This window comes from Brevundimonas sp. P2_A6, from assembly GCF_056404975.1.
Genome location: NZ_JBFUCZ010000001.1, coordinates 132,047 through 151,202, shown reverse-complemented (window position 1 = coordinate 151,202; position 19,156 = coordinate 132,047). Strand labels below are relative to the sequence as shown.

Genomic DNA, 19,156 nt, shown 5'->3' with positions numbered 1-19,156 from the left:
ACCGGAGATCGTCATGACCCTCGCCATCCGCAGCCTCGTCATCAGTCTGGCCGTGGCCGGAACGCTGGCCGGGTGCAACCGCGACAAGCCGGTCGAGGCGACGCCTGCGCCGACCCCGGGAGCCGCCGTGACCCCGGCCGAGGCCGCCGCCCCGATGGCCTACGAGTCCAAGACGCCCTACGCCGAGGTCAGCCTGAAGCTGCCGATCGCCATCAAGGCCCAGCCGGACCTTCATGCGGCGCTCTATGCCCGGACTGTCGCCGACCTTCGCGAGTTCGCCGAAGGGGCCCAGGGCGATCTGTCCGAGGCCGGGACCGATGAGGGGATGCGCGCCTACGACAAGTCGATCGACATCGCATCGGGGGCCGAAACCGGAAAATTGTTCAGCCTGGCGCGTACCGATACCGAGGATACGGGCGGGGCCCACCCCAACTCATCCTTCCTGTCGATCCTGTGGGACAAGGCGCTGAAGCGCGAGATCACGGCGTCCGACCTGTTCATCAAGGGGGCCAATCTGTCGGCGCTCGACACGGCCCTGTGCGCCGCCATCAATGCCGAGAAGAAGAAGCGCGATCCGGAGGCGCAGACCGTGTCCCTGACCGGGGAGATGTGGACCTGCCCCAAGGCGGCGACCACGCCGTTCGTGCTGGCGCAAGGCGTGACGCCGGGCAAGGCGGGCGGGCTCGTGTTCCTGATCGCGCCCTATCTGGTCGGGCCCTATTCCGACGGCGCGTTCCAGATCACCGTGCCGCAGAGCGCGTTCCGCGGCCTGATCGCCCCGGCCTATGCCGACGAGTTCGGCGGCGAGCCGAAGCCCGCCGCCGCCTGAGCTACTTCAGGAACTGATCCACGATCGCGTCGAAGCGCGCAGGCTGGTCGGCCATGATGAAATGGCGGCTGCCGTCGACGGCGATCAGGGTGACGCCGGGCAGGGTCGAATACTCCTGCGTCCACAGGGCTTGCGCCATCGCGGGTGGCGGGCCGCCGTCGGCGTCGGTGGCGTAGATCGCCGTCACGGGCGTGGTCATGGCGGCCAGCCCGGGCCGGGCGTCGGTGGTCATCACGTCGGTCAAGGCGGCGGCGAGGGCATGGCGGTCGCTGGCCATCGACCATTCGACCATGGTCTGACGGATGGCCGGATCGCGGGCCAGACCTTGGGCGGCCTGGGCCTGCTGCGTGCGGAAAGTCGCGTCGTCTGCGGAAAGCATTCCGGCGGCGAACTGGGCCGCGAAGGGGCGAGCCCCCTCCACCGTCGCGCCGGGCCCGAAAATGGCGCTGTAGAACGGCAGGGCGTCGACGATCAGCAGGCGGCCGATGCTGTCCGGATGCTGCTGGGCCAGCAGCAGGCCCGACAGGCCACCCATCGAATGGCCGATGACGGCGGGATGATCCAGACCGGCTTGCGCGATGTAGCGGGCCAGCTCATCCACCTCGGGCTGGACGAAGGGACCGTCGCCGTGGATCCAGGGCTCGCCCGCGAAACCGGCGAGTTGCACCAGATGAACCCGGTGCGTGGCCGCCAGCCGGGTGGCCAGGGGCCGCCAGACCTCGCGCGAGGAGGCCAGGCCCGGGATCAGGATGACGTCGGGGCCAGCACCGATCACCTCGACCGACAGCCGGTCGGACGTGAAGGGGGTCGTCTGAACGGCCTGGGCAGGCTCGGCCTTCGCCTGGTTCTGGCCGACGGCGCAGGCGACGACGATGGCGACGATGATCGGGAACCAGGCAAGGGGGCGCCGGCACCGCGGAAGGGCGGTCTGAAAACGCATGTCGATGTCCTTCGGAGGTTGAGCCTGATCGGTGCGTCAGGCGTGGGGGTTTTCGAAGATGGTCTCGACCGGCTGGCCGAAGACGGTTGCGATCCGGTAGGCGAGGTCCAGGGACGGATCGTGCTTCTCTGTTTCCAGGGCATTCACCGCCTGGCGCGAGACGCCCAGGGCCTGGCCCAGCTGTTCCTGGGTCCAGCCGCGCGCGGTGCGCAGGTCACGCAGCGAGTTCCGCATCAGCGGCTGTCCCGCACGAAGGGCGACACCAGGCCGAACAGGCCCCAGAACAGGATGTAGACGATCCAGCCGGGCGCATGCGGCGCGCCGCCATAGCTTTCCATGAAGCCCCAGCCCGAGAACAGAGCCATGGCCAGACCGGAGGCCAGGATGAACCGCTTGGCCGTCAGGACGCGCACGAATTCGTCCGCCTCATTGATCAGCGACAGGGTGGCCCAGACCTGACCCGCGATCGGCGCGGCCACGATGATGCCCAGCGCCAGGCCAGCGGGCTTTCCGATGATCTGGTCGAACGCGCCAAAGATGGCCGCGACGTTGACGGCGACATAGCCGGCCATGAAGCAGTTGGTGCGGATGAAATACTTCTTGTGGGCCGCGTCCCACACCTTGGGCAGTTGCATGGTAGCTCTCCGATGTAAGGCCTACCTTACATCGACGTCGTATCATGTCAACCTGACTTTTGTCAGGTCAGGCTGACGTCAGAACGGGCCTTGCCTGACGACGGTCTGGAATATGGCCTCGAGCCTGCGGGTGCGCGCCTGATAGGCCTGGGCGATACAGTTGACGTTACCGCCGCAACGGCCACGTTCGCGTAACCAGGCGGTCTGACTGTCGCGCAGATCACCCCGCACGCCCATCCCCACCAGCTGAAGCACAAGGGTGTAGGTCGTGCTCATCTTCACGTCCGCGTCTTCCAATGAACGGTTGCCGCAAATGGCGACCTCGTCCGCGCGACGGGCTCGTGTGCAGTCGAAACTGGCCGCCTGCGCGCCCGGCCCGATCGGAATCAGCGTCCCCGCGCCGAGGATGCTGGAGAAAAGAAGGGCTGCGGCCAGAAGTCTGCGCATGGGTCGATCCTTTTACTGAACGTCCCGATTGGCACGGTCGTGCGACGGTTTGACGATCAGGCCACGGGGCCTAATCTGGGTCAATGGCCGCCGCCCCCCGCATCTCGCCCACCGATCTGTTCACCGCAGAGGACTGGGCTCCGTTCCGCGAGAAGTCCTCCTGGAAGGGGCCGCTTTTGGTGCTGCACGCCTGGGGCGTCATCGCCTTGGCCATGGCGGTCGGGATCTGGCAGCCGCTGCTGATCCCGCTCTGCGTCATGGTCGTAGGCACGCGTCAGCTGGGCCTGGCCATCCTGATGCACGAGGCGGCTCACGGGATGCTGGCGAAGGATCAGCGGCTGAACGATTTCATGGGTCACTGGCTGTGCGCGGTGCCGGTCGGAGCGGCATTGCCCATCTATCGCCCCTATCACCTGTCGCACCATCGGTTCGCCCAGCAGGCGGAAGATCCGGACCTGATGCTGTCGGCACCCTTTCCGGTCACGCGCGGCTCGCTGCGCCGCAAGATGATCCGCGACCTGACCGGCCAGACTTTCTTCAAGCAGCGGGTGCTGCTGCCGCTCGCCCTGCGCAAGGCCGGCACGGCCCAGCCTGAGGCCCACGACTACGACGCCGTCGTGACGGGCCAGTCGGTGCTGCCTTTCCTGCTGGTCAACGCGGGCGTTCTGATCGCGCTGACGCTGGTCGGTGTGTGGTGGGCGTATTTCGCGCTGTGGCTGCTGCCCATGGCGACCTGGTTTCCGCTGGTCACGCGGTTGAGGAACATCGCCGAACATGCCTGCGTCGAAGGGTCAGCCACCGACCCGTTCCGCGCGGCCCGAACCACACGCGCCACCTGGTGGGAGCGGGCCTTCATCGCCCCCTACTGGGTCAACTTCCATGCCGAGCACCACCTGTTCATGCACGTCCCCTGCTGGAGCCTGCCGCGCCTGCATCGGGCGATCGCCGCCCGACCGCAGGCGGCGAACATGGAGGTGGCCACGGGCTATATCGACGTCCTCAGGGCCGCCAGCAGCCGGATGCCGACCGCATGACCCGAGATGCCTTCGCCATCATCCAGGACGCGGTGACCCGATGCCAGCAGGGTCCGGTCGGCCTGTGCGCCACCTTGTCGGTCGAGGGCGACGACGATCTGTGGGTCCAGTTTGTCGACGGACAGTTGAACATGGCCTCGCGCGCCGAAGACTGGCCGGACGCCCTGGTCGCGTCGTTGGGTGGTGGCACGATCGTCGCTTTTCAGCCGCGCCAGTATCTGACCGTCGATCTGGCGATCACAAACGCGTCCGGGATCGCCCGGTGGATCGAGGCCTACTTCACCGAGGGCCTGGGCGTCGGCGACGAGGCCGCGATCGTCGCCAGGGTCGAGCTGATCTGACGCCCTGACGCACCCGGCGGTCATGCCGCATTCCGGTTCGTCTCCGCCCGGCCCATGTCTGTCCGCATGCGCCAGCCCCCATCAGAGCCCCGCGGCATGGCCGTCCCCAGCGGGAGGCTTTCGCGTCTGGCCCGTTTCGGCGGCCTCGCCTCGGGTGTCGCGGGCGGCATGCTGGCCGAGGGGGCGCGGCAGTTCAGCCAGGGCAAGCGGCCCACGGTCGGCGACCTGCTGCTGACCCCGGCCAATGCCGTGCGCGTCACCGAACAGCTGGCCCAGCTGCGCGGGGCGGCGATGAAGGTCGGTCAGCTGATCTCCATGGACGCGGGCGAGATGCTGCCGCCCGAGCTGTCCGACATCCTGGCGCGCCTGCGGGCCGACGCCCGGCCGATGCCCCAGGTGCAGCTGAGGGCCGCGCTGAACCGGCGCTGGGGGCGGGGCTGGGAGACACGGTTTCAGCGGTTCGACTTCGACCCCATCGCCGCGGCCTCCATCGGACAGGTGCACCGCGCCCTGACGCTGGACGGCGAGGACCTGGCCATCAAGGTCCAGTATCCGGGGGTCCGCAACAGCATCGACAGCGATGTGGACAATGTGGCCACCCTGCTGCGCGTTTCGGGCCTGTTGCCGCGCGAGCTGGACGTCACGCCCCTGCTCGGCGAGGCCAAGCGCCAGCTGCACGAAGAAGCGGACTACGAGCGGGAAGGCCGGTATCTGGCCCGGTTCGGAACGCTGCTGGCCGACCATCCGGACTTCGTCGTGCCCCGCCTCCACGCCGAACTGACCCGGCCCGACGTCCTGGCCATGAGCTATCTGCCCGGCGATCCGGTCGAGGGCCTGACCCGCGCGCCCCAGGCCGAACGCGACCGCGTCGCCACCGCCCTGATGACCCTGCTGCTGCGCGAGCTGTTCGAATTCGGCCTGATGCAGACCGATCCCAACTTCGCCAACTATCGCCACGACGCCACGACCGGCCGGATCGTGCTGCTGGATTTCGGGGCGACGCGGGAGATTCGGCCGGAGGTGGCCGATGAGTATCGCATCTTTCTGAAGGCGGCGCTGGACAATGATCGCGCCGGAGCGATCGAAGCGGCCCGGCGGATCGGCTTTTTCGACGAGCGGGCGCTGAACAAGGACCGCAGCGGTCTGGAGGCCATGTTCGACCTGGCCATGGCCCCGTTCCAGGCGACCGAGCCGTTCGACTTCGGCGACACGGCCGTGGTGGGTCAGTTGAGGACGCGCGGCATGACCTTCGCAGAGGACCGGGCCGTCTGGCACATCCCGCCGATCGACACCTTGTTCATCCAGAGGAAGCTGGGCGGGATCTATCTTCTGGCCAGCCGGCTGCAGGCGCGGGTCGATGTGCGCGCGATCCTGGCGCCCTGGCTCTAGCCGGACCGGGCGCGAAGGCGCACACGCTGAAGATGGCCATCGCCGATCCGTCCGCCTTCATCCTCGCCAACACCCGGCTTCAGGCCGTGCCGCACACGCCGGCGATCTCTTTGTGGCTGGCCGACGAGATCACGCCGATCTGGCGCATGACCGAGGAAGAACTGGGCGACCTGGGCCTGCCGCCGCCGTTCTGGGCCTTCGCCTGGTCGGGCGGTCAGGGGCTGGCGCGCTGGCTACTGGATACGCCACTGGAGGTAGCCGGCAAGTCGGTGCTGGATTTCGCTACCGGCTCGGGGCTGGTCGGCATCGCGGCGATGAAGGCGGGCGCGGCCAGCGTTCTGTGCGCCGACATCGATCCGTTCTGCGAGGCGGCGGTGGCGCTGAACGCAGAAGCCAACGGCGTCGAGGTCGCCTTCACCGACACGAACCTTCTGGATGCCGATCCGCCTGAAATCGACGTCATCTGCGCGGGCGACGTCTGCTATGAAAAGCCGATGACGGATCGGGTCATGGCCTGGCTCAGACAGGCCCGGCGGCAGGGATCGCGCGTGCTGATCGGCGATCCCCACCGGACCTATTTTCGCGCCGAGGGCCTGACGGTCCTGGCGGAATATCAGGTCCCGACGACGCGAGAACTGGAAGACTTCGCCATCAAGCGATGCTCCGTCTTCAGCCTGGATTAGTGCGGCGGGCACCGAGGTCGCGGCCACGCTTGGCGACGGCGGCCTTCATGCCCATGTCTTGCTTCATGAAGACGAACCTTCTCCTTCCCGCCCTCGCCCTTCTGACGGTTGCCGGAGGCACCATGGCCCAGACGCGCATTCTCGGCCCCTATTACGGAGCCTCGGTCGCCGATCAGCACCGCTATGAGACCGAGCGCCTGCGTCAGCGATCGCAGGAGCAGGCGTCGTTCGCCCGCCAGAACCAGCTCAACGCCCGCCTGACCCAGCAGGAGCTCCAGGCCGCCCGCGCGCCCGAACCCTACATCCCCCTGCAGCCACTGGTGACCCAGACGCCCGAGGCGGCCCGCCGCAACCGGGAGGCCACGGTATCGGGCGTGACCCAGATCGATGACTGGCTGTCCCGCTCGCCGCGATAGAGACGTGCATCCCTTCCCCTCCCCCTGCGTTCCGGCCTAGCTTGGGATCGGAAACTGGGAGACGGGCATGCGCTGGCAGGGTGGACAACGGGGCGGTGGCAATATCGAGGATCGGCGCGGCCTGGGTGGCGGCGCGGTCGCGGGTGGCGGGATCGGCGTCGTCGTCCTGAGCCTGATCGGCTATTTCGTCTTCGGCATCGACCCGTCCACGACCCAACAGGTCGCCAGCCAGTTCGGCGGGGCCAGCGCCAGTCAGGAAGGCAAACTGGGCCCGCCCGAAGATCAGGCCGGCCAGTTCGTCGACATCGTCGGCGGCAACATCAACCAGGTCTGGGCCTCCAAGATCGACGGCTATACGCCGCCGGACAGCATCGTCATCTATACGCAAGGCACCCAGACCGGCTGTGGCTTTGGCCAGTCGGCGATGGGGCCGTTCTATTGCCCGTCGGACAACAAGGTCTATCTGGACCTGGCCTTCTGGGAAGAGATGGAGACCCAGCTGGGCGCATCGGGCGCCGACTTCGCGCGCGCCTATGTGCTGGCGCACGAGATCGGCCACCACGTCCAGACCCTGACCGGAGCCTCTCAGCAGGTCGAGGCCGCCCAGCAACGCGCGCGCGGCGAGGCCGAGGCCAATCAGTATTCCGTGGGGCTGGAGCTTCAGGCCGACTGCTACGCCGGGGTCTGGGCCGCCAATGCCGCCTCGGTCTCGAACGGCGAAGTCGCGGTGAATCAGGCCGATCTGGAAGAGGGGGCCAAAACCGCCGCCGCGATCGGTGACGACACCCTGCAACGCCGCTCGGGCGGTCAGGTCAATCCGGACGGCTTCACCCACGGCACCTCCGCCCAGCGGGTCGATGCCCTGCGGCGTGGATACCAGTCTGGCGATCCGTCGGTCTGCGACAGCTACACCGCCGTCTGATCGCATATTGCGGTGCACGCGGCCTGAGGCCAAGGTCGCGCCGTGATCGCCTCCCCGCCTGCCACCGCCGCCGATGCCCTTCGCCACGCCCGCCGGGTCGTGGTGAAGGTCGGCTCGTCACTGGTCGTGGATGGCGCGAGCCGCGCTGCCGCCCTGCCCTGGCTGGCGGGGCTGGCCGAGGATATCGCCGCGCTTCGGGCCGGCCAGCGGTCCGTGATCGTGGTGTCATCGGGGGCCGTGGCGCTTGGGCGCGGGCGTCTGGGTCTGGAGAGGAATGCGCGCCTGGACGAGAAACAGGCGGCGGCGGCCGTGGGCCAGTCGCTGCTGATGCAGGCGTGGGAGACGGCTCTGGCCTCTCGCGGCATGACGACGGCACAGGTGCTGCTGACGCGCGACGACACCGAACGCCGCCGACGGTGGCTGAACGCGAGGGCGACGCTGGAGGCGCTGCTGAAGCTCGGCGTCGTGCCCGTGGTGAACGAGAACGACACCGTCGCGACCGAAGAAATCCGCTACGGCGACAACGACCGGCTGGCGGCCCGGACCGCTCAGCTGGCGCGGGCGGACCTGCTGATCCTGCTGTCGGACGTCGATGGTCTGTACACGGCAGATCCCCGACGGAACCCCGAGGCGACGCATCTGGACCGGATCGAGGCGCTGACGCCGGACATCCTGGCCATGGCGGGCGGAGCCAATGCCGAGGCGTCGGTCGGAACCGGCGGCATGGCCACCAAGCTGGAGGCGGCGCGGATCGCACGCCTGGCGGGGTGCGCGACCTTGATCGTATCGGGCCTGGTCGGGCGTCCGCTGTCGGCGGTGACCGAAGGCGCTCGGGCGACGCTGATCACCGCGCCGGCCAGCCCCATGCAGGCCTACAAGTCCTGGATCGCGGGGAGTCTTGAACCGGCGGGTTTGCTGGAGATCGATGCGGGCGCGGCCGATGCCCTGGCGGGGGGACGCAGCCTGCTGGCCTCGGGCGTCCGGCGAATCGAGGGGCGGTTCGACCGGGGCGACAGCGTTCGGGTGCAGAGCGCGGGCGCGTCCATCGGCGTCGGCCTGGCCGCCTATTCGGCCGACGAGATGGCCCTGATCCTGGGCCGTCATTCGGGTGAGATCGAGGCCATCGTGGGCTATAAGGGGCCGGGCGTGGCGATCCACCGCGACGATCTGGTGCTGACCTGATGAGCGATATCGAACACGAGATGCTGGCCATGGGACGCCGCGCGAGGGCGGCGGCGGCGGCCGTTCGCACTGCCCCGGCCGAGGTGCGCAGCCGCGCCTTGTCCGCAGCAGCCCGGTCTCTGCGGTCGCAGGCCGAGGCGATCTCGGCGGCCAACGAACGCGACATCGACCGGGCCAGGGCGAACGGCATGAGCGAGGCCATGCAGGACCGCCTGGCCCTGACGCCCGCGCGCATCGCCGCCATGGCGGAGGGCGTCGACGCCGTCGCGGCCTTTGCCGATCCCCTGGGGGTCGTGACCGATCGCTGGACCCGGCCGAACGGTCTGGCGTTCCAGCGGGTGCGGACGCCGCTGGGGGTGCTGGCCATCATCTACGAGAGCCGCCCCAATGTGACGGCCGACGCGGCCGCCCTGTCGATCCGGTCTGGCAATGTCGCCATCCTGCGCTGCGGATCCGACTGTCTGGAAAGCTCGCGGGCGATCCATGCGGCCATGGTCGAGGGACTGGTCGAGGCGGGGCTGCCGGTCGATGCGGTGCAGCTGGTGGATACACCCGACCGGGCGGCTGTGGGCGCGCTGCTGACGGGGCTGGAAGGCAACATCGACCTGTTGATCCCGCGCGGCGGAAAGAGCCTGGTGGCGCGGGTCCAGGCCGACGCACGGGTGCCGGTGCTGGGCCATTTGGAGGGCTTGAACCACACCTATCTGCACGCCTCGGCCGACCCGGCGATGGCGGTGGACGTGGTCGTCAACGCCAAGATGCGGCGGGTGTCCGTCTGCGGCGCGACGGAGACCCTGCTGGTCGATCGCGCGGCGGCCGAACGGCTGCTGGTGCCGGTGGCCGAGGCCCTGAGCACGGCGGGCTGCGCGATGCGGGGCGATGCCGAGGCCATGGCCCTGGTGCCCGGCATGGACGCGGCCGAAGACGCCGACTGGTCCACGGAATATCTGGCCCCCATGCTGTCGGTGCGGATCGTGGACGGGCTGGATCAGGCCATCGACCACATCGCCACCTATGGCTCGGGCCACACCGAGGCGATCGTGGCCGAGGACGCCTGGGCCGCCGCCGCCTTCCAGCAGGCGGTCGACAGCGCCATCGTGCTGTGGAACGCCTCGACCCAGTTCGCCGACGGCGGCGAGTTCGGCTTCGGCGGAGAGATCGGCATCTCGACCTCGCGGCTTCATGCACGGGGGCCGGTCGGGGCGGAACAGCTGACCAGTTTCAAATACCTGGTGACGGGCACGGGCCAGACGCGGCCCTAGCCGCCCAGTTTACCCGATCGTCAGGTCCATCGGCCGGGAGGTGTGAAGGGCCGTGCCGCCCAGGTCCAGGATCAGCCTTTGCCCCTCGAAGGCCTCCATCCCGACCAGGGCCTTGGGGAAACCCGGCAGGGCCACGTCGGCATAGATGGCGGTCTCCACGTCCCGATACAGCTGATCGCCGACGGTAACCGTCCGGGCCCGGACGAGCTGGGAGGCGATGGCTCCGCCAAGCACGATGCTGGCCCCCCGTCGCACCGGGCGGCCATCCAGCAGTCCGGCGTCCTGCGCCGTTTCTCGACCCAGGGCGATCAGGGCCGAGGCCCCGGTGTCGATCACGGCCTGGACCCGCGCGCCCTCGACCGTCACCTCGGTGGACAGGGCTCCGCGCGACTTGCCCACCGCGACCGGCAGGACATCGGTGGGCAGCATGTGATCGACCCGCGAATGAAAGCGCAGCCGACGCCCGGCCGTGTCCAGTTCAAGCACCGCCTGCCCCAGCACGTCCTGGCCCAGGATCAGTGGAGCCGACAGCCCCTCGCGCATCGCCAGGGGACCCAGGGCCAGGATAGCCGCGCGCAGGTCCGTGATGCGCATACCGCCCAGCGCGATCTGCAGCGTGGTGCCCCGCCCCATCTGGGCACCGCCCCCGACGCCATAGGCCACCAGCGGCAGATCGAAGGCACGGGTCAGGCCCAGCGCGTCGAAAAGCCCGCTGTCGATGACCGAATACTGCGCGCCGCTGTCGATCAGGGCGCGAACGGTCTGACCCGCGATGGTGACGAGCGCCGTAGGCGTCGCGGCGCGCGGCGCGTCATAGGGGACCCAGCCGCTGGTGCCGTCCGCGCCGAAGCTGACCGCCGGATCGCGCCACAGCACATTGTCGCGCAGCCACCAGGCTCCGCCCAGCCCACCGGCGAGCAGCGCGGCCCGGGTCAGGAGGTCACGACGGTTCATGGATCAACAATGGGGACGCGCGGTGCCCGCGTCGAGGCGCGGTTCTGTCGCGGATGACCTCAGACCGCGAACGTCACGCCCTGGGCCAGCGGCAGGTCGGCCGAAAAGTTCACCGTCTGGGTCTGGCGCCGCATGTAGGATTTCCACGCGTCCGAGCCGCTCTCGCGTCCACCGCCGGTGTCCTTTTCGCCCCCGAAGGCGCCGCCGATCTCTGCTCCGCTCGGGCCTATGTTGACGTTGGCGATGCCGCAGTCCGAACCCCAGGCCGACAGGAAGGCCTCGGCCTCTCGCACACTGTCGGTGAAGACGCAGCTGGACAGGCCCTGGGGCACATCGTTCTGCATCGCCACGGCATCCTCGAAATCGCTCCAGGTCAGGACATAGAGGATCGGCGCGAAGGTCTCGTGCCGGACCACCGCGCTCTGGGTCGGCATGCGGACGATGGCGGGCCGGACATAGGGGCCTTCTACCCGCGTCCCGCCGACGACGACGGTTCCACCCTCTGCCACCGCCTGGGCCAGGGCGGCGTCGAACGCCGCCGCAGCATCCTCGTCGATCAGGGGACCGACCAGGGTGCCAGGGTCGCGCGGATCGCCGATGGGCAGACTGGCATAGGCAGCGGCCAGTCTCGCGATCATGGGCTCGGCCGCGTCCTCATGCACCAGCAGGCGGCGCAAGGTCGTGCAGCGCTGGCCGCAGGTGCCGACGGCGGAAAAGGCGATGGCCCGCACCGCCATGTCCATGTCGGCAGAGGGCGTGACGATCATGGCGTTATTGCCGCCCAGCTCCAGCAGCGACCGCCCCAATCGCCCGGCGACGGTCGTCGCCACGGCCCGGCCCATCCGCGTCGATCCGGTCGCGGATACCAGGGCCACGCGCGGATCGGCCACCAGCGCCTCGCCCACGTCGCGCCCGCCGATCAGCAGCTGGATCAGGCCCTCCGGCGCGTCGCCAAACCGGGCCAGGGCTTTCCGTGCCACGGCCTGGACCGCCAAGGCCGTCAGCGGCGTCTTCTCCGACGGTTTCCAGATCACGGGATCGCCGCACACCAGGGCCAGGGCCGCATTCCAGGCCCAGACGGCGACCGGAAAGTTGAAGGCCGAGATGACCACGACCGGCCCCAGCGGCTGCCAGGTCTCGCGCATGTGATGCCCAGGGCGTTCGCTTGGCAGGGTCAGGCCATAGAGCTGACGCGACAGGCCGGTGGCGAAGTCGCAGATGTCGATCATCTCCTGCACCTCGCCCAGGCCCTCGGAGACGATCTTTCCGGCCTCCAGCGTGACGAGCAGGGCCAGGTCGTCCTTGGCCGCGCGCAGCTCCTCGCCCAGCAGCCGAACCAGCTCACCCCGGCGCGGGGCCGGCACGCGCCGCCAGGCGTCAAAGGCAGTTGTGGCGACGGACAGGGCTGTGTCGATGTCGCTCGTATCGTCGGCGCGGACCGACACGCCGATCGATCCATCGATGGGTGAGCGAGTGGGCAAGCCAGCATCGGCGAACGCCTCGTCCGGCACGCCGAGACGGGTCAGGATGGCGCGGGCATCGTTGGCGGCGGTCATGGGCAGCTCCGGTTTCGAGCCGGGGCTTAGCCTTGCGCTGCACAAAGCAAAAGGGCCGCCCCCTTTTGGAGACGGCCCCTCTGTCCGGTCATGACGGTTCAGTAGCGGTCGCGCCAGCCGCCGTCGCGGCGGTCGTCGCGCAGGGCGCGGCTGATCCGGTCCAGACGCTCTTCCAGATCGCGGCGTTCCCAGCGGCTCAGGCCATCGCGGCGATACTGCCATTCCAGGCGCTGATACTCGGTCAACTGCCAGCGCAGACCTTGGGCCTCGCGGCGGCTGATCCGGCCGGAGTAGGCGGCGCGGTCGATGCGCTGCGACAGGCGGGCCTGATCACCGTTCAGGCCGGCACCATTCCAGCCGCCGTTGTAATCCTGGCCATAGCCCCCTCCGTAGCCACCGCCGTGGTGGCCACCGTAGGATTGAGCCAGCGTCGGCGTCGCGATCGCGACCGCCGACGCCGCCAGCAGCGAAAGCAGGGCTTTCTTCGTCAGGGCGGTCGTCATGATCTTCTCTTCCTCATTCACCTGCCCTTGATTGGGCGGCGAGGACCAGAACACCACGGTGAAGCTGACACGCGTCTGAGCCGTCTGTTGTCAAACAGACAGCTAGATGAACGGCCACGCTTGTCGCCGCCCCTGTGGGGGAACGTCGCCGTGAACGGCGGGTTCTGAGGGTTCAACGCAGCAGACCCGGAGTTCCGTCGTGAAGATCAAGGATGTGATGAGCAAGGACGTGCAGGTCGCCCGGCCCGCCGATCCGATCCAGGAGGTCGCGGCACGCATGGGAGCGGGCAATTTCGGTTTCCTTCCGGTGTCGGACGGCACCACCCTGGTCGGCACCGTCACCGATCGCGACATCGCCGTGCGCGGACTGGGTCAGGGCAAGCCGGGGTCCGCTCCGGTCAGCGAAGTCATGACCACCGGCATCACGACCGTTCTGGACAGCGACGATCTGAAGGTCGCGCTCGACCTGATGGCGTCCGGCCAGATCCGCCGCCTGCCCGTGCTGGATCGTCACGGGACGCTGGTCGGCGTCGTTTCGCTGGGCGACCTGTCGGCGCGGGTGAAGGAGAAATCCGTCGGCGAGACGCTGGAGACCATCTCCAAGCCCGCCTGATCGCCTTCACCCCTGCTTCACCCTGTCTGGACACCGCGCGTCAACGGCGCGTCCGGCAGGGTGGAAAGGAACGATCGAAGGTAGCCCGTATGGCGCGTGCACAGTTTCAAAAGGGCCAGAAGGTCTGGGTCGAATGCGTCGGTGCCTGGGCGCAGATCGAGCGCGTGCAGCCCGTCTGGGCCAAGGGGTTCGAGGAACCCGTGCGCGTCACCTATGACGTCGGGCTGGGGCGGGAGTTTCAGGCCGGCGAGCTGACCCTGCCGGTCGAGGACGAGGCGGGTGCGCAGCTCGGCAGTTGGCGCCTGCTTCGGGCGCGCAACAAGTGGCAGACCGCCGAGGACGTGCCGCATCACCCCTATCCGGGCACCTATCCCGTCGTCGTGACCGACGCCGCCGACTGGGGTGGCTGGCGCGTACCGGGGGCCGAGTACGATCGCGACCCGCAAAAGATCGAGTTTCAGGGTCGCCTGATCGTGGCCGCGCCCCGACTGATGCAACTGGCGCAACGGCTGATCGACGCGGTGGCCGAAAGCCCGGACGACGCCCCGGCCGAAAGTCTGGCCTTGGCCCGTGAGGCCCGCGACATCCTGAAAGGCGTGACCCAGATCACGATGACGCCCACCGACGTGCAACAGGGCGTCGCGCCCCAGATGGCCGCCCGGGCCGCGGCCTGAGGCCTTTTTCACGCATCCGACCGGCACCCGCGGATTCACCGCCTCATCTTTCGTTAACCAGACCTCGACAGGATTCCGCGACGCAGCTTAGATTCCAGGGCGTCGTCGAGAACGCGCGCACCCGGCCCCGCCGGATCAGGCCGCGACCTGTCCGGGGAGAGCGCCTTGCGGGGCAAAGAGCGCCGCATTCAGCAGCCAGGGCGCCGTTCGGCGGACAGGCCAGACGGCCTGCCGGCCTGGGCGCGCGTGCTTGTCCTCGCCCTGACGCTGGGCCTGGCCATCTATGTCCTGATGTTCGCGCGCGAAAGCACGCGCCCCGCACGCGAGGCGGAGGCCTTGCGGGAACAGGCCCTGGTCGTCGATGCGCAGCTGGCGGCGGCGCGTCTGAATGCGGCCTTGAGCCGGGCGCAACTGGGGCTTGACGTCACCGCCGAACGCCTGGCCAGCGCGCCGGACAGGCCTCTGGACGCGGTCGAGGCCGGTCGCGCCGTGGCACCCGAGACGGCCTTTCTGGTGACCGGACCGGACGGAGCGCGGCTGGCGGCGAGTGGGGCCGCACCCGAAGACTTCGTGTCGACGACCCGAGGAATCTTGCGACAGCGCGCCGTCGGCGCGCGGACCCTGACCGCGCGCACGGCCTTGCCGCGCGGTGACCATGTGCTGATTGTCGGGTCGGACGGACAGGTGATCGGCACACCGACGACGATCGACGCTCGCCTCGGCCTGCCACGAACCGCCCTCCTGAATACGCCCAAGCCCCTGGCTGGAAAGGCCGGCAGCCAGACCGTGACCGTCGCGGGGGCCACCGTGGGAGAGAACGGGCTGGTCGCGGTCGCCTGGCACCCCCAGTCGACCGGTGCCGCCGCAGTCATCAGCGATCTGTGGCTGGTGATCGCACCGCTTGGACTGGGTGTTCTGGTGCTCGGCCTGGCCCTGCTGCAGCGCTGGCGTCAGTCCAGAGCCTCCAGAGTCTGGGCCGAAAGCGAGCACAGGTTCCGCGTGGCGGTGGAGGCGGCGCGATGCGGTGTCTGGGAATGGAACCTGGACGCGGAGACCGTGGAGGTCTCCGACTATATGGCCGCCCTGCTGGGCCTGCCCGGCGGAGGATCGGTGACCAGCACGGCCGTGATCGAGCGAATTCATCCGCGCTATCGCGATCTGGTCGAACACGCCCTGCGCCAGGCGGCGACGTTCGGGGCCTTCGAGGTGACGTTCGCCGTGCCTCTGGAGACCGGCGGGGCACGCTGGATCGACGCGCGGGGCCAGGCCCAGGGCCGCCGGGGCGACGACGGATATGGCATGATCCTGGGCGTGGCCATGGACATCACCGAGGCCCGCCGCGCCAAGGCCCAGGCCCAGGCCGCCGAGGGGCGTCTGCGCGACGGTATCGAGAGCGTATCGGACGCCTTCGTCCTGTTCGACAAACACGGTCGGCTGATCCTGTGGAACCAGGCCTTCAAGGATGCCTTCGGGTTCGCCGACGAGGCGGTGCGCAGGGGGGCGATGAAGGACGAGCTGAACCGGATCGCCGCCCTGGCGATCAAGGCCGACCGGCCCTCGCCCGAAGGTCGAGCGGGGGCCCGGGAGGTGGAACTGCACGACGGACGGGTGCTTCAGCTCTCCGAACGCTTCACCGGCGACGGCGGCACGGTCATCACCGCCGCGGACGTGACCGCTATCCGTCGCCAGGAGGTGGAGCGCCAGCGCGCCGCCGACAGCCTGCGCAAGACCGTCGATGAACTGGAGGCCAGCCAGGAAAAACTGTCCCTGCTCGCCCGCAAGTACGAGATCGCAATGACCCGGGCCGAGGCCGCCAACCAGGCCAAGTCCGAGTTCCTGGCCAACATGTCCCACGAGCTGCGCACGCCGCTGAACGCCATCAACGGCTTTTCAGAGATCATGGCCGGCGAGATGTTCGGGCCGTTGGGCCATGAGAAATACAAGGGTTATGCCCACGACATCCTGAAGTCCGGCCAGCACCTGCTGAGCCTGATCAACGACATCCTCGACATGGCCAAGATCGAGGCGGGCAAGATGACCCTGCACTACGAGCCGGTCTCCCTGACCGAGGTGTGCGAGGACGCCATCCGGCTGATGCGGGGCAAGGCGCAGGACTGCGGCCTGACCCTGGCGCTCGAGGCCCAGGACCCGCCCGAGATCGAGGCCGATTATCGCGGACTGAAACAGGTGATGCTGAACCTGATCTCCAACGCGGTGAAGTTCACGCCCGAGGGCGGCGATATCACGGTCTCCATCGTCGAGGAGGACGCCGGACGGGTGCGGATCGCCGTGGCCGACACCGGCATCGGCATCGCGGAGGCCGACCTGGCGCGTCTGGCCCAGCCCTTCGAACAGGTCGAAGGCCAGCACTCCAAGACGACGCAGGGCACTGGGCTGGGCCTGGCCCTGACCAAGTCCCTGATCGAACTGCACGGCGGCGAGATGACGATGACCAGCACGCCCGGCGAAGGCACGACCGTCAGCTTCGACATCCCGATCCAGAAGCCCGCCCAAGTCGAAAACCGCCAGGCGCGCGCGGCCTAGGTCGCGGGCGGAGCCGGGCGGCTGGCCTGATCCCGAGGGTGGCCACGACCGCCGCCACGTCCGCGAGCGTTCAGCATCTGGGCCAGCACCGCGCGATCCGCGGGCTTCAGAGTCCGAAGGATGGCGATGGCGTCCGCCTCCAGCATCTCGCGGCCTCGAACCTCGGCGGCGCGCGACTGATCCAGCAGGGCGGCGACGCGCGCGGCATCCATCGGCTCGGCCGAGGCGGCGGCGATCGCCTGACGCTTCGCGTCGCGCGAGGCCTGGAATTCCGGGCGGGCGCGCTGGGCGGCGGCGCGCAGCGCCTGACGGACCGGCTGGCGAGCCTCGGGGCTCAGATCGCTGATCAGTTCGCGGCTGGAGGGGCGGCGCTGCTGGTCCTGGCGCTGATCCGCGTGGTCCTGGCGCGACAGCACCGAATAGGCGGCCGTCGCCGCGAACAGGTTGACGCCGACCGACACGGCCAGAGCGACGCCCAGGACGATGGCCACGGTCCGCGTCTTCATCCCAGCACCGTGGTGTCGTCGAGGCTGGGCAGCAGGGCCTGCTCCAGCACCAGATCGGTCTGGCGCTCGGCTGCCATCTGGCTGCCGAGAGAGGTGCCGAACACCACCCCCGCGCAGGCGGCGGCGGCCCAGCCGACCCCGCCGATCCAGAACAGACGTTTCAGCGCGGCGGGCAGACCGGCTCGTGCTTTCAGACCCGCCGTCGCGGCGGATGCCAGCACGCGGTCCCGCAGGGCCGAGGACACGACCGGTCGGGGCGACGCATCCAGGGCGGCATCGAGCTGGCGAGCCTCGAACAGGACACGCTCTGCCAGCGCGGGATTGGCGATCGACCACGTCTGCGCCGCCTCCGCATCCCCCGCCGGCCAGCGACGCAGATCGCCGCCCCAGATATCGGCCAGGGCCTTCAGCCTCGCCTCATCCATCTCAAGTCTCCTCATGCGCGTCACGTCTCAGCACCCGGTGCCAGATCCGACAATGTCTGACGCAGGGTCCGGCGGCCCCGCGACAGAAGACTTTCCAGCGCCTCGACGCTGACCGACATCAGCCCCGCGGCCTCGATATTGCCCAGCTCCTGATAGTGACACAGCACGATAGCCTCGCGCTGACGTTCCGGCAGAGCGGCCAGGGCCCGGTTGACCCTCTGGCCCAGTTCGTCGACCAGCAGGCCCCGATCCGGCGAAGGCCCGGGGTCGGGGCGATCCGGCGGATTCTCGGTCGGCACCTCGCGTCGTTTCCGCAGCCGGTCGTAGCAAAGGTTCAGGGCCACCCGGTGTAGCCAGGTGTCGAACTTGGCCTTGCCCGGTTGCCAGCGCGGAGCCTGCTTCCAGGCCCGAAGCATCGCGTCCTGGGCGACGTCCTCGGCCTCGCCCGCGTCGCCCAGCATCCGCTGGGCCAGGGCCAGCATGCGCGGAAGCTTCCGCGCCACCATGGCCTGGATGGCCGCCGGGTCGCCCTGACCCACGCGGCGCACCAGATCCTCGTCGGGGTCGACGATCGCAGCCAATCGGTCCCTTTCCGGACAGAGCAGACGGTCGGACGCGCATCGTCGACCCCGACATAAACCCTACTCCGAAGGCGCCGTATAAGGCGACGGGGTACTGGCAGGACGATTGGCCATCCGCTCGGCGCGGCGAGCCTGGCGGTTCTGGCGCATCTCGCCCCGGGCGGCCTGACGTTCGTCGGCCGTGACATAGCCGTCACCGTCCTTGTCGAGGCGGGCGAAGGCGGCGGTCGTGCGGGCCTGGACGTCGGCGATGGCGACCGGACCACCCTCGCGTCGAGCGCCGCCGTTCAGGTCCACACCGGCGCGGGATGCGCCCATGCGATGCCCGCCCCCACGATGACCGCCGCGTCCGGCCCGCTCGCCGCGCGACCCGTGCGCCGAGACGAACTCCTCGCGGCTCAGCATGCCGTTCCCATCGGCATCGGCCGCGTCGAAGCGGGCGGACACCTGCTGGTTGCGGCGGGTGTCGATGCCCGAACGCATTTCCTCGGGCGAGACCGAGCCGTCCCGGTTGGCATCCACCGCCGTCAGGCGCGCGACGCGGCCCTGTACGAACTCGTCACGGCTGATGCGGCCGTCGGCATTGGCGTCGCCGCGAAGGGCGTGCGGCGCGCGCGGAGCCTGGGTCGTCGACTGCGCGAAGGCCGCGCCGGCCAGGATCGCCAGAACGCCCACCGCGCCCGTGGCCAGAAGGGTCTTTCTCATGGATGTCGTCTCCGA

23 protein-coding genes are annotated in these 19,156 nt (G+C 69.2%); 12 read left to right on the top strand and 11 right to left on the bottom strand.

Annotated features, from left to right (window positions below; translation table 11 throughout):
- The first annotated feature begins 13 nt into the window (after window positions 1–13).
- Window positions 14–829 (top strand): RsiV family protein, encoded by an 816-nt coding sequence (locus AC1DW4_RS00785; protein ID WP_477015331.1) that lies wholly within the window; start codon window positions 14–16, stop codon window positions 827–829.
- A 1-nt stretch (window position 830) separates the two neighbouring features.
- On the opposite strand, the gene AC1DW4_RS00780 is transcribed toward AC1DW4_RS00785, so the two are convergent.
- The 4 genes from AC1DW4_RS00780 to AC1DW4_RS00765 all read right to left on the bottom strand — a co-directional run bounded on the left by AC1DW4_RS00780 (window position 831) and on the right by AC1DW4_RS00765 (window position 2,851).
- Window positions 831–1,769, bottom strand: coding sequence for an alpha/beta fold hydrolase (locus tag AC1DW4_RS00780; RefSeq protein ID WP_477015330.1), 939 nt, complete (start codon window positions 1,767–1,769; stop codon window positions 831–833).
- A gap of 36 nt (window positions 1,770–1,805) precedes the next feature.
- The gene (locus AC1DW4_RS00775; RefSeq protein WP_477015329.1) at window positions 1,806–2,003 is read right to left on the bottom strand and encodes a helix-turn-helix transcriptional regulator; all 198 of its coding nucleotides are present in this window, start codon (window positions 2,001–2,003) and stop codon (window positions 1,806–1,808) included.
- Complete coding sequence (locus AC1DW4_RS00770; protein WP_477015328.1) at window positions 2,003–2,404, bottom strand: hypothetical protein; 402 nt, start codon at window positions 2,402–2,404, stop codon at window positions 2,003–2,005. Before AC1DW4_RS00770 ends, AC1DW4_RS00775 begins: the two co-directional genes overlap by 1 nt.
- Before the next feature lie 78 nt (window positions 2,405–2,482).
- Entirely contained in the window at window positions 2,483–2,851 is a 369-nt protein-coding gene (locus AC1DW4_RS00765) for a lysozyme inhibitor LprI family protein (RefSeq protein WP_477015327.1), read from the bottom strand.
- An 83-nt stretch (window positions 2,852–2,934) separates the two neighbouring features.
- On the opposite strand from AC1DW4_RS00765, the gene AC1DW4_RS00760 reads away from it, so the two are divergent.
- The 8 genes from AC1DW4_RS00760 to AC1DW4_RS00725 all read left to right on the top strand — a co-directional run bounded on the left by AC1DW4_RS00760 (window position 2,935) and on the right by AC1DW4_RS00725 (window position 10,080).
- Window positions 2,935–3,885, top strand: a complete 951-nt coding sequence (locus tag AC1DW4_RS00760) for a fatty acid desaturase family protein (protein ID WP_477015326.1) — start codon at window positions 2,935–2,937, stop codon at window positions 3,883–3,885.
- Window positions 3,882–4,226 (top strand): hypothetical protein, encoded by a 345-nt coding sequence (locus AC1DW4_RS00755; RefSeq protein WP_477015325.1) that lies wholly within the window; start codon window positions 3,882–3,884, stop codon window positions 4,224–4,226. Before AC1DW4_RS00760 ends, AC1DW4_RS00755 begins: the two co-directional genes overlap by 4 nt.
- A 96-nt stretch (window positions 4,227–4,322) precedes the next feature.
- Complete coding sequence (locus AC1DW4_RS00750) at window positions 4,323–5,615, top strand: ABC1 kinase family protein (protein ID WP_477015324.1); 1,293 nt, start codon at window positions 4,323–4,325, stop codon at window positions 5,613–5,615.
- Between the two features lie 32 nt (window positions 5,616–5,647).
- A complete protein-coding gene (locus AC1DW4_RS00745; protein WP_477015323.1) occupies window positions 5,648–6,298 on the top strand; it encodes a class I SAM-dependent methyltransferase in 651 nt (216 codons plus the stop codon).
- Window positions 6,299–6,420: 122 nt separating this feature from the next.
- The gene (locus AC1DW4_RS00740; RefSeq protein WP_477015322.1) at window positions 6,421–6,714 is read left to right on the top strand and encodes a hypothetical protein; all 294 of its coding nucleotides are present in this window, start codon (window positions 6,421–6,423) and stop codon (window positions 6,712–6,714) included.
- A gap of 67 nt (window positions 6,715–6,781) precedes the next feature.
- Complete coding sequence (gene ypfJ / locus AC1DW4_RS00735; protein ID WP_477015321.1) at window positions 6,782–7,636, top strand: KPN_02809 family neutral zinc metallopeptidase; 855 nt, start codon at window positions 6,782–6,784, stop codon at window positions 7,634–7,636.
- A 42-nt stretch (window positions 7,637–7,678) separates the two neighbouring features.
- On the top strand, window positions 7,679–8,818 hold the full coding sequence (gene proB / locus AC1DW4_RS00730) for a glutamate 5-kinase (RefSeq protein ID WP_477015320.1): 1,140 nt from the start codon (window positions 7,679–7,681) through the stop codon (window positions 8,816–8,818).
- The gene (locus tag AC1DW4_RS00725) at window positions 8,818–10,080 is read left to right on the top strand and encodes a glutamate-5-semialdehyde dehydrogenase (protein ID WP_477015319.1); all 1,263 of its coding nucleotides are present in this window, start codon (window positions 8,818–8,820) and stop codon (window positions 10,078–10,080) included. Before proB ends, AC1DW4_RS00725 begins: the two co-directional genes overlap by 1 nt.
- A 9-nt stretch (window positions 10,081–10,089) precedes the next feature.
- Here AC1DW4_RS00725 and AC1DW4_RS00720 read toward each other — a convergent pair whose 3' ends face one another.
- From AC1DW4_RS00720 to AC1DW4_RS00710, 3 genes are all read right to left on the bottom strand, one after another.
- Window positions 10,090–11,034, bottom strand: a complete 945-nt coding sequence (locus tag AC1DW4_RS00720) for an aspartyl protease family protein (protein ID WP_477015318.1) — start codon at window positions 11,032–11,034, stop codon at window positions 10,090–10,092.
- Window positions 11,035–11,093: 59 nt separating this feature from the next.
- On the bottom strand, window positions 11,094–12,590 hold the full coding sequence (amaB, locus tag AC1DW4_RS00715; protein ID WP_477015317.1) for an L-piperidine-6-carboxylate dehydrogenase: 1,497 nt from the start codon (window positions 12,588–12,590) through the stop codon (window positions 11,094–11,096).
- Window positions 12,591–12,688: 98 nt separating this feature from the next.
- Window positions 12,689–13,093: a hypothetical protein gene (locus tag AC1DW4_RS00710; protein ID WP_477015316.1), complete on the bottom strand. Its 405-nt coding sequence runs from the start codon at window positions 13,091–13,093 to the stop codon at window positions 12,689–12,691.
- A 199-nt stretch (window positions 13,094–13,292) separates the two neighbouring features.
- Between AC1DW4_RS00710 and AC1DW4_RS00705 the strand changes: the two genes are divergently transcribed.
- The 3 genes from AC1DW4_RS00705 to AC1DW4_RS00695 all read left to right on the top strand — a co-directional run bounded on the left by AC1DW4_RS00705 (window position 13,293) and on the right by AC1DW4_RS00695 (window position 16,924).
- Complete coding sequence (locus tag AC1DW4_RS00705) at window positions 13,293–13,706, top strand: CBS domain-containing protein (protein ID WP_477015315.1); 414 nt, start codon at window positions 13,293–13,295, stop codon at window positions 13,704–13,706.
- Between the two features lie 89 nt (window positions 13,707–13,795).
- Entirely contained in the window at window positions 13,796–14,380 is a 585-nt protein-coding gene (locus tag AC1DW4_RS00700) for a hypothetical protein (RefSeq protein ID WP_477015314.1), read from the top strand.
- A gap of 165 nt (window positions 14,381–14,545) precedes the next feature.
- Window positions 14,546–16,924 carry a PAS domain-containing sensor histidine kinase gene (locus AC1DW4_RS00695; RefSeq protein ID WP_477015313.1) on the top strand — a complete coding sequence of 793 codons (2,379 nt, stop codon included), beginning with the start codon at window positions 14,546–14,548 and terminating at the stop codon, window positions 16,922–16,924.
- Here AC1DW4_RS00695 and AC1DW4_RS00690 read toward each other — a convergent pair.
- From AC1DW4_RS00690 to AC1DW4_RS00675, 4 genes are read right to left on the bottom strand one after another with little or no spacing between them, the layout of a single operon-like run.
- Window positions 16,921–17,430 carry a periplasmic heavy metal sensor gene (locus AC1DW4_RS00690; protein WP_477015312.1) on the bottom strand — a complete coding sequence of 170 codons (510 nt, stop codon included), beginning with the start codon at window positions 17,428–17,430 and terminating at the stop codon, window positions 16,921–16,923. The genes AC1DW4_RS00695 and AC1DW4_RS00690 overlap by 4 nt on opposite strands.
- On the bottom strand, window positions 17,427–17,870 hold the full coding sequence (locus AC1DW4_RS00685; RefSeq protein WP_477015311.1) for a hypothetical protein: 444 nt from the start codon (window positions 17,868–17,870) through the stop codon (window positions 17,427–17,429). Before AC1DW4_RS00685 ends, AC1DW4_RS00690 begins: the two co-directional genes overlap by 4 nt.
- A 5-nt stretch (window positions 17,871–17,875) precedes the next feature.
- Window positions 17,876–18,436 carry an RNA polymerase sigma factor gene (locus AC1DW4_RS00680; RefSeq protein ID WP_477015310.1) on the bottom strand — a complete coding sequence of 187 codons (561 nt, stop codon included), beginning with the start codon at window positions 18,434–18,436 and terminating at the stop codon, window positions 17,876–17,878.
- Between the two features lie 60 nt (window positions 18,437–18,496).
- On the bottom strand, window positions 18,497–19,141 hold the full coding sequence (locus AC1DW4_RS00675; RefSeq protein WP_477015309.1) for an EF-hand domain-containing protein: 645 nt from the start codon (window positions 19,139–19,141) through the stop codon (window positions 18,497–18,499).
- Window positions 19,142–19,156: the final 15 nt, after the last annotated feature.

Coding starts and splice junctions, on each gene's coding strand:
- AC1DW4_RS00785 (WP_477015331.1), top strand. CDS start 14: ATGACCCTCGCCATCCGCAGCCTCGTCATCAGTCTGGCCGTGGCCGGA.
- AC1DW4_RS00780 (WP_477015330.1), bottom strand. CDS start 1,769: ATGCGTTTTCAGACCGCCCTTCCGCGGTGCCGGCGCCCCCTTGCCTGG.
- AC1DW4_RS00775 (WP_477015329.1), bottom strand. CDS start 2,003: ATGCGGAACTCGCTGCGTGACCTGCGCACCGCGCGCGGCTGGACCCAG.
- AC1DW4_RS00770 (WP_477015328.1), bottom strand. CDS start 2,404: ATGCAACTGCCCAAGGTGTGGGACGCGGCCCACAAGAAGTATTTCATC.
- AC1DW4_RS00765 (WP_477015327.1), bottom strand. CDS start 2,851: ATGCGCAGACTTCTGGCCGCAGCCCTTCTTTTCTCCAGCATCCTCGGC.
- AC1DW4_RS00760 (WP_477015326.1), top strand. CDS start 2,935: ATGGCCGCCGCCCCCCGCATCTCGCCCACCGATCTGTTCACCGCAGAG.
- AC1DW4_RS00755 (WP_477015325.1), top strand. CDS start 3,882: ATGACCCGAGATGCCTTCGCCATCATCCAGGACGCGGTGACCCGATGC.
- AC1DW4_RS00750 (WP_477015324.1), top strand. CDS start 4,323: ATGGCCGTCCCCAGCGGGAGGCTTTCGCGTCTGGCCCGTTTCGGCGGC.
- AC1DW4_RS00745 (WP_477015323.1), top strand. CDS start 5,648: ATGGCCATCGCCGATCCGTCCGCCTTCATCCTCGCCAACACCCGGCTT.
- AC1DW4_RS00740 (WP_477015322.1), top strand. CDS start 6,421: ATGGCCCAGACGCGCATTCTCGGCCCCTATTACGGAGCCTCGGTCGCC.
- ypfJ (WP_477015321.1), top strand. CDS start 6,782: ATGCGCTGGCAGGGTGGACAACGGGGCGGTGGCAATATCGAGGATCGG.
- AC1DW4_RS00725 (WP_477015319.1), top strand. CDS start 8,818: ATGAGCGATATCGAACACGAGATGCTGGCCATGGGACGCCGCGCGAGG.
- AC1DW4_RS00720 (WP_477015318.1), bottom strand. CDS start 11,034: ATGAACCGTCGTGACCTCCTGACCCGGGCCGCGCTGCTCGCCGGTGGG.
- amaB (WP_477015317.1), bottom strand. CDS start 12,590: ATGACCGCCGCCAACGATGCCCGCGCCATCCTGACCCGTCTCGGCGTG.
- AC1DW4_RS00710 (WP_477015316.1), bottom strand. CDS start 13,093: ATGACGACCGCCCTGACGAAGAAAGCCCTGCTTTCGCTGCTGGCGGCG.
- AC1DW4_RS00700 (WP_477015314.1), top strand. CDS start 13,796: ATGGCGCGTGCACAGTTTCAAAAGGGCCAGAAGGTCTGGGTCGAATGC.
- AC1DW4_RS00690 (WP_477015312.1), bottom strand. CDS start 17,430: ATGAAGACGCGGACCGTGGCCATCGTCCTGGGCGTCGCTCTGGCCGTG.
- AC1DW4_RS00685 (WP_477015311.1), bottom strand. CDS start 17,870: ATGAGGAGACTTGAGATGGATGAGGCGAGGCTGAAGGCCCTGGCCGAT.
- AC1DW4_RS00675 (WP_477015309.1), bottom strand. CDS start 19,141: ATGAGAAAGACCCTTCTGGCCACGGGCGCGGTGGGCGTTCTGGCGATC.